Annotated in this window: 14 protein-coding genes and 1 tRNA gene; 1 reads left to right on the top strand and 14 read right to left on the bottom strand. The window is 64.2% G+C overall.

The features are described from left to right. Positions 1-5 precede the first annotated feature (5 nt). The 5 genes from ccmE to A9D12_RS10580 form a co-directional block, all read right to left on the bottom strand. On the bottom strand, positions 6-467 hold the full coding sequence (ccmE, locus tag A9D12_RS10595) for a cytochrome c maturation protein CcmE (protein WP_068351663.1): 462 nt from the start codon (positions 465-467) through the stop codon (positions 6-8). After that, the gene (locus A9D12_RS14745) at positions 464-619 is read right to left on the bottom strand and encodes a heme exporter protein CcmD (RefSeq protein WP_156522865.1); all 156 of its coding nucleotides are present in this window, start codon (positions 617-619) and stop codon (positions 464-466) included. The genes ccmE and A9D12_RS14745 overlap by 4 nt, the downstream gene beginning before the upstream one ends. Continuing rightward, complete coding sequence (ccmC, locus tag A9D12_RS10590; RefSeq protein ID WP_068351659.1) at positions 619-1,377, bottom strand: heme ABC transporter permease CcmC; 759 nt, start codon at positions 1,375-1,377, stop codon at positions 619-621. The genes A9D12_RS14745 and ccmC overlap by 1 nt, the downstream gene beginning before the upstream one ends. A gap of 110 nt (positions 1,378-1,487) precedes the next feature. Continuing rightward, positions 1,488-2,555: a Leu/Phe/Val dehydrogenase gene (locus A9D12_RS10585; RefSeq protein ID WP_068351656.1), complete on the bottom strand. Its 1,068-nt coding sequence runs from the start codon at positions 2,553-2,555 to the stop codon at positions 1,488-1,490. A 47-nt stretch (positions 2,556-2,602) separates the two neighbouring features. After that, positions 2,603-2,679, bottom strand: a tRNA-His gene (locus A9D12_RS10580). Positions 2,680-2,909: 230 nt separating this feature from the next. On the opposite strand from A9D12_RS10580, the gene A9D12_RS10575 reads away from it, so the two are divergent. Beyond that, positions 2,910-3,563, top strand: coding sequence for a prolyl hydroxylase family protein (locus A9D12_RS10575; protein ID WP_068351653.1), 654 nt, complete (start codon positions 2,910-2,912; stop codon positions 3,561-3,563). Positions 3,564-3,644: 81 nt separating this feature from the next. Here the strand turns inward: A9D12_RS10575 and rpmE are convergent, their stop codons facing one another. The 9 genes from rpmE to frr form a co-directional block, all read right to left on the bottom strand. Next, positions 3,645-3,869 (bottom strand): 50S ribosomal protein L31, encoded by a 225-nt coding sequence (gene rpmE, locus A9D12_RS10570; protein WP_068351650.1) that lies wholly within the window; start codon positions 3,867-3,869, stop codon positions 3,645-3,647. Between the two features lie 113 nt (positions 3,870-3,982). After that, positions 3,983-4,459, bottom strand: a complete 477-nt coding sequence (gene fabZ, locus A9D12_RS10565; RefSeq protein ID WP_068351647.1) for a 3-hydroxyacyl-ACP dehydratase FabZ — start codon at positions 4,457-4,459, stop codon at positions 3,983-3,985. A gap of 24 nt (positions 4,460-4,483) precedes the next feature. Next, positions 4,484-5,173 carry an OmpH/Skp family outer membrane protein gene (locus A9D12_RS10560; RefSeq protein ID WP_068351644.1) on the bottom strand — a complete coding sequence of 230 codons (690 nt, stop codon included), beginning with the start codon at positions 5,171-5,173 and terminating at the stop codon, positions 4,484-4,486. Continuing rightward, the gene (bamA, locus tag A9D12_RS10555; protein WP_082925525.1) at positions 5,173-7,899 is read right to left on the bottom strand and encodes an outer membrane protein assembly factor BamA; all 2,727 of its coding nucleotides are present in this window, start codon (positions 7,897-7,899) and stop codon (positions 5,173-5,175) included. The genes A9D12_RS10560 and bamA overlap by 1 nt, the downstream gene beginning before the upstream one ends. A gap of 197 nt (positions 7,900-8,096) precedes the next feature. Continuing rightward, the gene (rseP, locus tag A9D12_RS10550) at positions 8,097-9,218 is read right to left on the bottom strand and encodes an RIP metalloprotease RseP (RefSeq protein WP_231889600.1); all 1,122 of its coding nucleotides are present in this window, start codon (positions 9,216-9,218) and stop codon (positions 8,097-8,099) included. Beyond that, positions 9,211-10,377, bottom strand: coding sequence for a 1-deoxy-D-xylulose-5-phosphate reductoisomerase (gene dxr, locus A9D12_RS10545; protein WP_068351637.1), 1,167 nt, complete (start codon positions 10,375-10,377; stop codon positions 9,211-9,213). The genes rseP and dxr overlap by 8 nt, the downstream gene beginning before the upstream one ends. Continuing rightward, positions 10,374-11,153 (bottom strand): phosphatidate cytidylyltransferase, encoded by a 780-nt coding sequence (locus A9D12_RS10540; protein WP_068351634.1) that lies wholly within the window; start codon positions 11,151-11,153, stop codon positions 10,374-10,376. Before A9D12_RS10540 ends, dxr begins: the two co-directional genes overlap by 4 nt. Continuing rightward, complete coding sequence (uppS, locus tag A9D12_RS10535) at positions 11,140-11,781, bottom strand: polyprenyl diphosphate synthase (protein ID WP_068351631.1); 642 nt, start codon at positions 11,779-11,781, stop codon at positions 11,140-11,142. Before uppS ends, A9D12_RS10540 begins: the two co-directional genes overlap by 14 nt. A 63-nt stretch (positions 11,782-11,844) precedes the next feature. Next, complete coding sequence (gene frr, locus A9D12_RS10530) at positions 11,845-12,402, bottom strand: ribosome recycling factor (RefSeq protein ID WP_068351628.1); 558 nt, start codon at positions 12,400-12,402, stop codon at positions 11,845-11,847. Between the last annotated feature and the right edge of the window lie 11 nt (positions 12,403-12,413).

The raw sequence follows: 12,413 nt of genomic DNA, 5'->3' as shown, positions 1-12,413 counted from the left end.
CGCGGTTAATCGAGCCCGACCGTGGTTTCGGCCGCGACCTTCGCGGCCTGCGCCGTGCCCATGCCTTCAAGCTCCTTGGGCACGTAATTCTCATCATGCTTGGCGAGCAGGTTGGTGGCGATGAACACGCCGTCCGCGCCAAGGCTGCCTTCGGCGACAACGCCCGAGTTTTCGACGAAGAGATCGGGCAGAATGCCGGTGTAGCGCACCGGAATGGCATCGGTGGTGTTGCCCGTGACCATGAAGTCGACCGTCACGCCGTCTGCCGCGGTCTTGATCGATCCGGCCTGCACCATGCCGCCCAGCCGCACTGCCTGCCCCACTTCCGGGGGCGTCGCGGCCATCTGTTCGGGAAGGTAGAAATAATTCGCCTGATTGCGCAGGGACCACGCCGCGAGCAGGCCTGCTCCGACGATTGCAATCAGTGCAATCACCACCAGAACCAGACGCTGATGCTTGGCCTTCATGGCTTGTCCTTCACGCGTTTGCGACTGGCATCACGGCGCGCTTCGGCAGCGATCATCGACCGCCAGGACCAGATGATCAGCAAGGCGAGCGCAGCGCCGGCCACACCGTAGGCGAGCCAGACGAAATCCCACTGGTTCAAACTCTCGCGCATCACAGCGCCTCGGCCACGGCGTGCGTGGGCGCCGGCGCATCGTCATCGAGCGCGCGGCGACGCAAACGGGCCTCGACCTGCGCCTGCGCGATCAGCGCGCGCATCCGCATCAGCACGAGCGCGCCGAACAACAGCGAAAAGCCCACCACCGCAACCAGCAGCGGAACAAGGAACGTGCCCTGAATGGCGCTTTTGCCCAGCGTGATGCTGGACGGCTGATGGAGCGAATTCCACCACACCACCGACCGGTTGATGATCGGCACGTTGACCGCGCCGACCAGCCCGAAGATCGCGGCGATCTTGCTCGACGAGCCTTCCTGCTCTGCCGCCTCGGTCAGCGCGATGTAGCCGGCATAAAGGAACAGCAGCACCAGCATCGAGGTCAACCGCCCGTCCCACTCCCACCAGGTGCCCCAGGTCGGGCGCCCCCAGATAGAGCCGGTGGCCAGACAGACCGCGCAAAACACCATCCCCGGCACCGCGATCGCGCGCGCGGCGATGGCGGCCAGCGGGTGCTTCCAGATCAGCAGCATCGCCGAGGAAATCGCAATCCCGGCCCAGCCCCCCATGCCGAGCCAGGCGGCAGGAACATGGATGAACAGGATCCGCACGGTATCGCCCATCAGGCGGTCGGGCGGCACCATGAACAGCCCCCACGCCACCGCGCCCAGCGACAAGACCAGCCCGCTCCAGAACAGGAGCGGGGTCAGCCAATTGGCAAGACGCAGGAATCGGGTCGGGTTTGCGTAGATGTGCATGGTTTTGTCTGTCGCAGCGGCTTGTAGCCTTACACCCGCTGCCGACAAGAGAGCAAATGACGACAGGGCGGATTCGTTCCCGCCGCTCCGCCCTCCCCGGCCTTGCGCAATCAGCCGCGCCCGATCAGCTTTTGCGCCATCCGGTCGGCGACCTCATCGGCGGTGAGGCCGCTGGCATCGCTCTCGGCCCAGATCGTTTCGAGCCGTCCGGGGATCTGTGCAATCAGCGCGTCGACCTCGGCGATACCACCATCGCGGCCATCGCGGCGGGCAAGGTATTCGGTCGCGACCGAAATGATGCCGCCGGCGTTGATGACATAGTCGGGCGCATAGAGAATGCCGCGCGCGGCAAGCTTCGCGCCGTGCTCCGGACGGGCCAGCTGGTTGTTCGCCCCGCCGGCAACGATTGCGCAGTCGAGCGCGGCAATCCCCGCATCGTCAAGAATCGCGCCCAGAGCATTGGGGCTGAAGACATCGCAGGCCGTGCCCATGATCGCATCGCTGGCCACAGCCACGCCCCCAAGCTCGGCCGCCAAGGCCGAGGCGCGGGCCTGATCGATATCGGCGAGCGTCAGCTTCGCGCCGTCCTTGGCCAGCAACCGCGCCACACCGCCGCCGACGCTGCCCGTGCCCTGCAAGGCCACATGCACGCCGGCCACGCTGTCCTTGCCCAGCTTGTGGCGCACAGCGGCCTTGATGCCGAGATAGATACCGTGAGCCGTGAACGGACCCGGATCGCCGCCCGCGCGGCCTGCGCCTTCGACAGGGAGGCCGGAGACATGCGCGGTGCGCTGCGACACGGCGACCATGTCGGCCTCGGAAATCCCGACGTCTTCGGCGGTCACGTAACGCCCGCCCAGACCTTCGACCGCATCGCCGAACGCAGCGAGCAGTTCGGGGGTCTTGGTGCGCTGTTCATCCGCGAGGATAACAGCCTTGCCGCCGCCCATCGGCAGGCCTGCCATCGCGTTCTTGTAGCTCATCCCGCGCGACAGACGCAGCACATCGCGCATCGCACCGGCGGGATCGTTGTAATGCCAGAAACGGGTGCCGCCCGCGGCAGGGCCGAGATGGGTGGAGTGGACGGCGATGATCGCGGTCAGCCCGCTCGCCCGGTCATGGACCAGCTGCACAAGTTCATGCGCGTCGAAATCGGGCTCGGCCCAGAATGCGGTCATGTCGTCTCCCCTGTGGGTGGCAGACTATGACAGCAGCAGGGGGAAAATGGGGCGATCGAGGGGTCTCGAACCCCCGACCTCCGGTACCACAAACCGGCGCTCTAACCAACTGAGCTACGATCGCCACACACCCCTGCTTGCATACCACCGTTCCGGTCGCTGCCAAGCCCGCTTGATGAGGGCCGTTTACGCATGGCAGCAACACCGTCAAGCGTGGTTGCACGGGAGGCGCGCCTCTTGCACAAAGCCTTGCCCAAGGGAAGCGAAAACTGCGCACCGCAAGATTTAGCGCAAGATTCTTACGTTGCGCCAAAATGATTGCCTGACGGTTCGCGGGATATATCGTCGCCGTCCATGTCGATGATGAGCGATTCTGTTGCCGCCCGGCTTGCCGCGACCAAGGCGATGCAGCGCGTGCCCACCGCCAAGGCCGAAATCTTTCAGCAACGTGGCTTTGTCGCAAAGCCGCTGGCCGAAGCGTTGATTGCGCTGATCGATGCCGGTCGCCGCCCCTCGACCATCGCCGACGACAATGGCGATGCCGCCTTCCGCACCAGCGAGACCTGTGATCTGGCCGCACATCTGGCCGAAGTGCAGGCGATCGAAGCGCTATTGACCACGCTGTCGGGGATCGACCCTGCCTATGGCGAGCCACTGCAGGGCCAGCGCTATGCCAAGGGGCAGGAGTTCAAGCCGCATACCGACTATTTCACCCCGGGCGGACGCGATTACGACAGATATTGCGCGCTGTCGGGCAACCGCACGTGGACTTTCATGGTCTATCTCAACGATGTCGAAGCGGGCGGCGCGACGCGGTTCAAGGCGCTGGACAAGACCTTTCAGCCGGAAGCCGGCAAATTGCTGTGCTGGAACAACCGCCACGCCCCCGCCTCCGGCGAGACGGTCGGCGGCGTCAACCCGGCGACGATCCATCACGGGATGAAGGTGCGCCAAGGCGTGAAATACGTGATCACCAAATGGTATCGCGAGCGCCCCTGGCAGGGGTGACCTCCGGAAACGAAAAAGGCGAGCCCGTCAGCCCGCCTTCCTCGTTACAGCCCCGAAGGACTGCGCAGCTTGTGATCGAACTTACTTCTTGAGAGTAAGGCCGCCGAAACGCTTGTTGAACTGGGCCACACGGCCACCTTCGGAAACCTGCTGCTTGCCGCCGGTCCAAGCAGGGTGGCTCAGCGGATCGATATCGAGCGCGAGCACATCGCCTTCCTTGCCCCAGGTCGAACGCGTCTGGAACTCGGTGCCGTCGGTCATCTTGACCGTGATCATGTGGTAATCGGGGTGACCTTCGGTCTTCATGTCGTGTGTCCTTGTCAGCTTTCGCCGGTGCCGACCGGCGGTGCTATGAATTGGAAGCGCGCGCCTTAGTGGCGAAAACGGCGCAATGCAACCTTCGATGTTGCCGCTCGCGATCAGGCGGGCGGATCGGTCATCATCGCGGTGAATTCGACCTCGCAGGTGGTCTTGCCTTCGACGCTGGCAATACCCTTGAACTTGTAGACGCGGCTGCGCCTCTGCGTGAATTCGACGTGGAGATCGAGCAGACAGCCCGGCGTTACGGGACTGCGGAACTTCGCGTTCTCGATTCCCATGAAGATCACAAGCTTGCCTGTGCCCGCCAGCTCCATCGTTTCGATCCCGAGGATGCCCGCAGCCTGCGCCAGCGCCTCGATCTGGAGCACCCCGGGCATGATCGGCGCACCGGGGAAGTGGCCCTGGAAGAACTGCTCGTTCATGCTCACGGCCTTGACCGCGTGAATGCGCTCTCCCAGCTGTATGGCCTTCACCCGGTCGACCAGCAACAGCGGGTAGCGGTGCGGCAAGGCCTTGAGGATCTTGACGATGTCGTAATCCAGCACCTCGGCCGGCATGCTACCCGTGTCGTTCATCGGTCGCTGTTCCTCGCGCGCAGTTTAGCGACCGGCCGGTGCGGCAGGGGCTGCCTGCTGCTGGCCTTGCGCAGCCTGGGCGGCCTGGATCTGTGCTGCCAGCTGGAGGCGCTGCGCGATTTCCTGATAGACCTGCACGCTGTCACGGCTGGGCTGCCAACCGGCGGGCGGCACAACACCGACCGCAGGCACCTTGAGGTTGAGCGCTGCCGTCACCTTGGTGGTGATGTCGGCTTCGGGTGGAGCGAACAGCAGCGCCGACGGATCGAGCACCAGCTTGATCTGCTCCTTGGTGGTCACTTCCTGAAGCGCCGCCGAATACTGGGCAATGATCTGCTCGACCGCGAACACCCGCGCGCCGTCGATCTGGTTGTTGATGCCCTGGATTTCCTGGTCGACCGTCTGCAGCTTGGCGAAATCGGCCGACTTCTGCATCGCTGCCTGTTCGGTTTCGTCGATCTGCTTGTCGCCGTTCTTGTCGAACTTGGCGAGCATGGTCTGGCGCTCCTGTGCCTTGGTGCGGCGCAGTTCGGCTTGCGCGGCATAGGTGGTGTTCACCTGCTCGTAGGCGGTCTGGAATGCGGTGGTGCCGATGATCGTGCGCGAAACATCGACCGTCGCCAGCTTGCCGGTGACCTGCGCCTGAGCGGGCAGAGCAGCAGCAACGGCAAGGATCAGGCCGGCAGGTGCAATAAGCTTGGCAAGACGTGTCATCAGAATTGGGTTCCTACGTTGAAGGTAAAGCGCCGCTCGTCATCCCCTTCGACCTTGCGGATGGTCTGGGAGAAGTCGATGCGGAAAGGTCCGAAGGGCGAGTTCCAGTTGACCCCGATCCCCGCGGTGACGCGCGGACTGGGCGAATTGCCGAGGAAGAGTTCGCGGATGTTCGAACCCGGGACGATCGCCCGGCGGTTGACCGTGCCGTCAGCCTCGGTGGCATTGGTGGTGATGCTGCCCGATGCGGTCTGATACAGCAGCACGCCATTGGCGTCGCGTTGCTGCGTGCCGGCAGGGTTGACCGTCAGGACCGGCGTCTCGACACCCCACAGGGCGCCGACGTCGGCCCAGATCGACGGCCGCAGGCCCAGATCGCGCGCGCCGCTGCCCAGCGGAATTTCGAGCTCGGCGCGGCCAAGGTAATAGTTGCGCCCGCCGATCGCGTCGTCGCGGTTGTTCTCGCGCACCGTGTCGTAAGTGGGGTTGCCGTTCGCATCGAGGATCGGGTTGCCCGCGTTGTTGAGCAGCGACACCTGCGTCAGGATGCGCGGGCCCACGCCGCGGATTGCAAACCCGCGGAACTGCGGTTCGCCAAGGAAGAAGCGGTCGGTCAGCAGCACGTCATCGACGCCCGCGCCTTCGCGTTCCTGCAGCGGAATGATCGTTCCGCCCTCGGCCAGCAGCGAGAAGATGAAGCCCGAGTTGCCCACGTTCCAGAACTGCTGCGCACGCCCGCGGAAGCGCGCATAGCGCACATCTCCGCCCAGCCCTGCGAATTCCGCGCTGAGCGACACCGTGCGTCCGCGCGACGGGCGGATGCGCGAATTGAGCGAGTTGTAGTTGAGGCTGAGCCCCACGATCGAGCTCAATCGCTCACCGATCGCATCGCACAGGAACCGGCCCGCGCGCAGCGGATCGCATTCGGTCACCCCGTCGCCGTTGACGTCGGTGAAGAACAGGTTCTCGTCCAGCGACACATCATCGTAGTTGAGCGTGTAGCTGCCCACCAGCGACATGTATTCGGTCAACGGCACACCCGCGCGCAGCGACATGCCCGTGGTGGCCTGCTGGAAGGTCGTGTTGCGGTCGTTGCCGGTGAAGTTGAAGCTGTTGAAATCGCGACGATAGATATCGAAACCGCCCGAAATGTTGCGGTCGAAGATATAGGGGTCGGAGAAGCTGACCTGCGCCGAACGCGAGAACTGCGAATAGTTGATGCTCAGCCCGACAGTCTGCCCGCGCCCGCGGAAGTTGCGCTGACGGATGCTGCCGGCAAGAATGAACTGTTCGATCGACGAGAAACCGGCCGAGAACTGCAATTCGCCGGTGGGGCGTTCCTCGACGTTGGCTTCAAGGATGATACGGTCGGGCGCGCTGCCTTCGACCTGCTTGACCTCGAAGTTTTCCTGGAAATAGGCGAGCGAGTTGATGCGTGCGGTGGTGCGCTGAACGCCCAGCGAGTTGAACGCGTCGCCCTCGGCCAAACGGAATTCGCGGCGCACGACCTTGTCCTGCGTCAGCGTGTTGCCGTTGATGTCCACCCGCTCGACATAGACCCGCGGCGCTTCGCGCAGATTGAAGGTCACGTTCATCTTGCGGTTTTCGGGATCGCGCCGGAATCGCGGCTGCACATCGGCAAAGGCATAGCCATAGCGGCCCGCCAGCTCGGTCAGCTGCTCGACCGTGTCTTCGACCGTCTTGGCGTTGTAGAAATCGCCTTCCTTCATCGGCAGCTGCGTGCTCATCACGTCGCTGTCGAAGTCGCGCAGCTGGCTGTCGACCTTCACCTCGCCGAACTGGTAGCGCTCACCCTCTTCCACCACGTAGGTGATGATGAAGTCGCGCTGGTCGGGCGTGAGCTCGGCCACGGCCGAAACCACGCGGAAATCGGCATAACCTTCGGTGAGGTAGAACTGGCGCAGCTTCTGCTGGTCGAAGGCGAGACGATCGGGATCGTAGCTGGTGTTCGAGCTGAAGAAGCTGGTGACGCGCGCCTGCTTGGTCACCATTTCGCCGCGCAGATCGCCATCGGAGAACTTTTCGTTACCGAGGATGTTGATCTGGCGAACCTTGGACTTGGGCCCTTCGGTGATTTCGAACACGATATCGACGCGGTTCTGCGGCAGCTGCACCATCTTGGGCTCGACCTGCGCGGCGAACCGGCCCTGACGCTTGTAGAGCTCGATGATGCGCGCAACGTCGGCGCGCACCTTGGAACGGGTGAAGATCTGACGCGGTGCGAGCTTGATTTCGGGCAGGATCTTGTCGTTCTTGAGGCGGCTGTTGCCTTCCAGAACGATGCGGTTGATCACCGGGTTTTCGGTGACGTTGATCACCACGTTGCCCGCATCATTGCGGATCGAGAAGTTGGCGAACAATTCGGTCGCGCCAAGATCCTTGAGCGCCTCGTCGGCGCCGGCAGAAGTGTATTCCTGGCCAACGCGCAGCCGGATATAGCTGAGGATCGTGCTCGCTTCGAGCCGTTCGGCGCCAACCACGCTGATCGACTGGATGATGCTGCCGCGCGGTGCGACGGGCGCCGGAGTTGCTGCGGGCGCAGGTGTGGGCGTGGCTGACGGCGCAGGCACCGGCGCAGTCTGCGCATGCGCGAGCGCGGGCATCCCTGCGAGGATCGAACCACAGGCCAGAAGGCTTGCCAGCCTGAGCGCCGGGCGTGCGGAAACAGGATTGCCAACGACGGGCATCGCGCCTGTCTCGATCATTCGGTTCATGCAGCTAAAATCCCGTTCTCAACCCATGCCGCCCGGTCCCGTTCGGACCGCAAGACGTCAATCTGCCAGATACCACCCGAGGCCCCCTAGCCCCGTCTCGTCCAACCCCGACCCGCCATTGCCTGATGTGCCTTGCGCAATCAAGCTGCCAGCGCGCAGGCGCCTGCGCGTTTTGCACCAATCGGCACTCAGCTGCCGAAAATCGGCAAAGTCACAATGTCGTTCACCGTCACCACCACCATCAGCATCAGCACCAGCGCGATTCCGGTGCGATACGCCCATTCGGTCACTTGCGGGCCCACCGGCTTGCGGCGGATCGCCTCGGCCAGGTAGAACATCAGGTGTCCGCCGTCCAAGGCGGGAATTGGCAAGAAGTTGATGAATGCCAAATTAAGCGAAATCAGCGCAGCCAGTTCGATGAAATTGAGCGGGCCCTCACTCATCTGCTCGCCAGAGAATTTGGCGATCTTGATCGGGCCGCCCATCTCGCTGAAATCGCGGTCGCCGCGCACGATCTGCGCAATCCCCGTGACCATCGCCTGCATCGCATCAGCGCATTGCCGCACGCTGCGCAGCAAGGCTTCGCCCACCGCCATCGGCGCATAGCGTTCGGCGGTTTCCTGCGTGCGGACGCCGATCAGGCCCACGGTCTGCGTGTTGCCGAAGCGATCGGTGAACTTTTCCGCCGCGCTGGTCACCGGCAGGTCGATCCGGTCGCCGCCGCGCTCGACGGTGATGACAAAGCGCTGGTTGGGCCGCAGCATGATCGTTTGCTGGATTTCGCGCCAGCTGGCCTTGGACCCGCCATCGATCGCGACGATCCGGTCACCGACCCTGAAGCCCGCCGCCTCGGCCCGCGAATTTTCGGCAAAACCGGCGACCAGGCCGACCTCGTCGGGTTCGGCGGGAAGCGGTTTGCCGAAGTAGAGATTGAAAGCGAAGAAGATCGCGATCGCGACGACAAGGTTCGTCACCGGCCCCGCCGCAACGATCAGCGCGCGTTTCCACAAAGCGGCGGCCTGAAAGCTTCCCGGCTCGACCGGCGCACCCGGATCGGGAACGCTGGCGGGGTTCATGTCGCCCTTGAACTGGACATATCCGCCCAGCGGCAGCGCGGACAGTTTCCAGCGGGTGCCATGCCGGTCGTTGAAGCCGACCAGCTCCTTGCCGAAGCCGACCGAGAAACTCTCCGCCTTTACCCCGAACAGGCGGCCCATCAAGAGGTGACCCAATTCGTGCAGTGTCACCAGCGGCCCCAGCAACAGCAGGAAGCCGGCCACATACATCCAGAACGGGGGCGCTTCAAACAAGGGCGTGGCTCTCCAGCAGACGTTGCGCTTGCAGCCTTGCAGAACTGTCCACCGCCAGCACCTCTTCAAGGCTTGCCGGGCGCGGGGCATCATTGCTGCGGGTCAAGGTTTCCTCGACCAGTGCCGCGATGCTGGTGAACCTGATCTGACCGGCCAGGAATGCGGCCACCGCAACCTCGTTTGCCGCATTCAGGATCGCGGGCGCGGAGCCCCCTGCCCTGATCGCATCGCGCGCCAGCCGGGTCGCGGGAAAACGCTGTTCGTCGGGCGCGTGGAAGGTCAGTTCGCCGATCTGAGCGAGATCGAGCGGGCCGAGCGGCGTTTCCATCCGTTCGGGCCAGGCAAGACACGAGGCAATCGGCACGCGCATGTCGGAAGGCCCAAGCTGTGCCAGCGTCGACCGATCGCGGAATTCGACCATCGAATGCACCACGCTTTGCGGGTGGATCACGATGTCCAGCTTGTCGAGCCCGACGGGGAACAGGTGGTAAGCCTCGATGTATTCGAGTCCCTTGTTCATCATCGTCGCCGAATCGACGCTGATCTTCGCGCCCATCGACCAGTTCGGGTGCGCCACCGCTTCGGCCGGGGTTGCATCATCAAGCTGCGCCTGCGACCAGGTCCGCAACGGGCCGCCGCTGGCGGTCAGCGTGATCTTCGCGACATCCTCGATCCGGTTTCCGGCAAGGCACTGGAAGATCGCGTTGTGTTCCGAATCGGTCGGCAGGAGCGTCGCGCCGTGCCGCGCCACCGCCTCCATCAGCACTTCGCCCGCCGAAACCAGCGCTTCCTTGTTGGCCAGCGCAATCGTGCCGCCGCGCTCGACCGCGGCCATCACGGGGGCAAGACCAGCGCAGCCGACGATCGCCGCGACGGTCATGTCGACCGGGCGCGCCGCCGCTTCGGCCAGCGCCTGCTTGCCGCCGGCGGCCGCGATCCCGCTGCTGCCCAGTGCGGCGCGCAGTTCGGGCAGACAGCCTTCGTCGCCAACCACCGCCAGCTTCGCGCCGAATTCGATCGCCAGCGCGGCCAGCTCGCTCGCGCTGCAATTGGCGGTGAGCGTGTCGATCCGCCATTCGTCCGGATTGCGCCGCACCAGATCGAGCGTCGATGCACCGATCGATCCGGTCGCGCCGAGCAGGGTCAGGCTGCGGCTCATACGGAGAGCATGCCCGACACCAGCCGCACCTGCTCGATCACGAACAGCATGAAGAACACCGCGATGAACCCGTCGAGCCGGTCGAACAATCCGCCGTGGCCGGGGATCAGCGCGCCCGAATCCTTGACCCCTGCCCGCCGCTTCATCCAGCTTTCGAAGAAGTCGCCCGCCTGCGCCACGATCGCGATCAGAATGCCGCCGATCACCGCCATCCCCAAAGCGAGCGACGATGTGCCCGGATAGGCCGCAGGGCCGAAATCGGTCAGTTCCACCGCCACGGCGAGCGATGCGGCAAGGCTCGCTCCGCCGAACAGCCCTGCCCAGGTCTTGGACGGGCTGATCTTTGGCGCGATCTTGGGCCCGCCGATCGCGCGTCCCGCAAAGTAAGCCCCCACATCGACCGCCACCACGGGAAGCAGGAAGCTGACCAGAACCACCAGCGGCGCATAGCCCAGCGCCTGCGGATCAAGCGGGAGCACCTGCCGCCCGTTCCTTACCGCCATGATCGCATAAGCCGCACCGCCGACATACAGCACACCGGCGAAGAACCACAGCGTCTCGCCCACGCCCGACAGGCCGAAGCGTTCGATCAGGCGGTTCCATTCCCACATCACGCCGGCAGCGATCACGATGACGAAGGCGGTCCAGAACCAGCCGCCCAGCCACAAGGCCCCGCCCGCCAGCACCAGCATGACGATCGCGCTCGCCAGCCGCACCGGCAGATCGGATACGCCCGCCCGCGGATCCCTCACCCGCACTGCCTCACCGTCCGCCATAGCGCCGCTCCCTCCGCGCAAAATCATCAAGCGCCTGGCGAAGATGCGCAGGCTCGAAATCGGGCCACAGCGTATCGACGAAAAGCATTTCGGCATAGGCCGCTTGCCACAACAGGAAATTCGACAGGCGGATTTCCCCGCTGGTGCGGATCAGGAGGTCGAGCGGCGGCAGATCGGCGGTGTCGAGATGCGCCGCGATCGTATCGATGTTGATCGCGCCCTCGGCCGCAGCCTGCGCCGCGGCGCGCGCGATTTCGTGCTGCCCGCCATAATTCAGCGCCACCGCCAGCGTCTGCGTGCCGCCTGCGGTCTGCGCCAGTGCATCTTCGAGCATGGCGACAATATCGGGCGCAAGGCTGCGCCAGTCGCCGATGATCTTCAATTTCACATTGTTGGCGACGAATTCGGGGAGATCCGATTTGATGAACCGCCGCATCAGGTTCATCAGATCGTCGACCTCGTCCTCCGATCGTTTCCAGTTCTCCGAGGAAAAGGCATAAAGCGTCAGACACTCGAGCCCCGTGCCGTCGAGGCTGCGCACCAGCCGGCGCACCGCCTCGACCCCGCGCTGGTGGCCGACCGCGCGCGGCAAGGCGCGGCGCTTGGCCCAGCGGCCATTGCCATCCATGATGATGGCGACGTGCCTCGCGCGCGACGTGTCCAATCCGTTCCCCACGATCCGTGCCGCCTGTTACTGCGTCAGGATTTCCTGTTCCTTCTTGGCCGCCGCGTCATCGGTGTCCTTGACGTATTGGTCGGTCAGCTTCTGGACCTGATCTTCGGAACGCTTGCGATCGTCCTCCGAGATTTCCTTCTTCTTCTCGTCGGTCTTCAGGCTTTCCATCGCATCGCGGCGCACGTTGCGGATCGCGATCTTGGCTTTTTCCGCATACTGCCCGGCAAGCTTGGCCAGTTCCTTGCGCCGCTCCTGCGTGAGATCGGGGATCGGCAGGCGCAGCGTCTGACCGTCGATGATCGGATTGAGGCCGAGGTTGGCATAGGCGATCGCCTTTTCGACCGCATGCATGTTCGACTTGTCCCACACCTGCACCGACAGCATCCGCGGTTCGGGCGCGGACACGGTGGCGACCTGCGAGAGCGGCATCATCGAGCCGTAAACCTCGACCTGCACGGGATCGAGCAGGGTGGTGTTGGCGCGGCCCGTGCGCAGACCCTGAAGATCGCTTTTCAGCGCTTCGACAGCGCCCTTCATCCGGCGCTCGACATCGGCTTTGTCAAATTGCGGCATGATCTGGCTTC

Source organism: Erythrobacter neustonensis (genome assembly GCF_001663175.1).
Taxonomy (GTDB): domain Bacteria; phylum Pseudomonadota; class Alphaproteobacteria; order Sphingomonadales; family Sphingomonadaceae; genus Erythrobacter; species Erythrobacter neustonensis.
This window is presented reverse-complemented; position numbering and strand designations above follow the sequence as displayed.

Bases quoted from the DNA above. Each gene is read 5' to 3' on its own strand.
- ccmE (WP_068351663.1), bottom strand. From the start codon at position 467: ATGAAGGCCAAGCATCAGCGTCTGGTTCTGGTGGTGATTGCACTGATT.
- A9D12_RS14745 (WP_156522865.1), bottom strand. From the start codon at position 619: ATGCGCGAGAGTTTGAACCAGTGGGATTTCGTCTGGCTCGCCTACGGT.
- ccmC (WP_068351659.1), bottom strand. From the start codon at position 1,377: ATGCACATCTACGCAAACCCGACCCGATTCCTGCGTCTTGCCAATTGG.
- A9D12_RS10585 (WP_068351656.1), bottom strand. From the start codon at position 2,555: ATGACCGCATTCTGGGCCGAGCCCGATTTCGACGCGCATGAACTTGTG.
- A9D12_RS10575 (WP_068351653.1), top strand. From the start codon at position 2,910: ATGTCGATGATGAGCGATTCTGTTGCCGCCCGGCTTGCCGCGACCAAG.
- rpmE (WP_068351650.1), bottom strand. From the start codon at position 3,869: ATGAAGACCGAAGGTCACCCCGATTACCACATGATCACGGTCAAGATG.
- fabZ (WP_068351647.1), bottom strand. From the start codon at position 4,459: ATGAACGACACGGGTAGCATGCCGGCCGAGGTGCTGGATTACGACATC.
- A9D12_RS10560 (WP_068351644.1), bottom strand. From the start codon at position 5,173: ATGACACGTCTTGCCAAGCTTATTGCACCTGCCGGCCTGATCCTTGCC.
- bamA (WP_082925525.1), bottom strand. From the start codon at position 7,899: ATGATCGAGACAGGCGCGATGCCCGTCGTTGGCAATCCTGTTTCCGCA.
- dxr (WP_068351637.1), bottom strand. From the start codon at position 10,377: ATGAGCCGCAGCCTGACCCTGCTCGGCGCGACCGGATCGATCGGTGCA.
- A9D12_RS10540 (WP_068351634.1), bottom strand. From the start codon at position 11,153: ATGGCGGACGGTGAGGCAGTGCGGGTGAGGGATCCGCGGGCGGGCGTA.
- uppS (WP_068351631.1), bottom strand. From the start codon at position 11,781: ATGGATGGCAATGGCCGCTGGGCCAAGCGCCGCGCCTTGCCGCGCGCG.
- frr (WP_068351628.1), bottom strand. From the start codon at position 12,402: ATGCCGCAATTTGACAAAGCCGATGTCGAGCGCCGGATGAAGGGCGCT.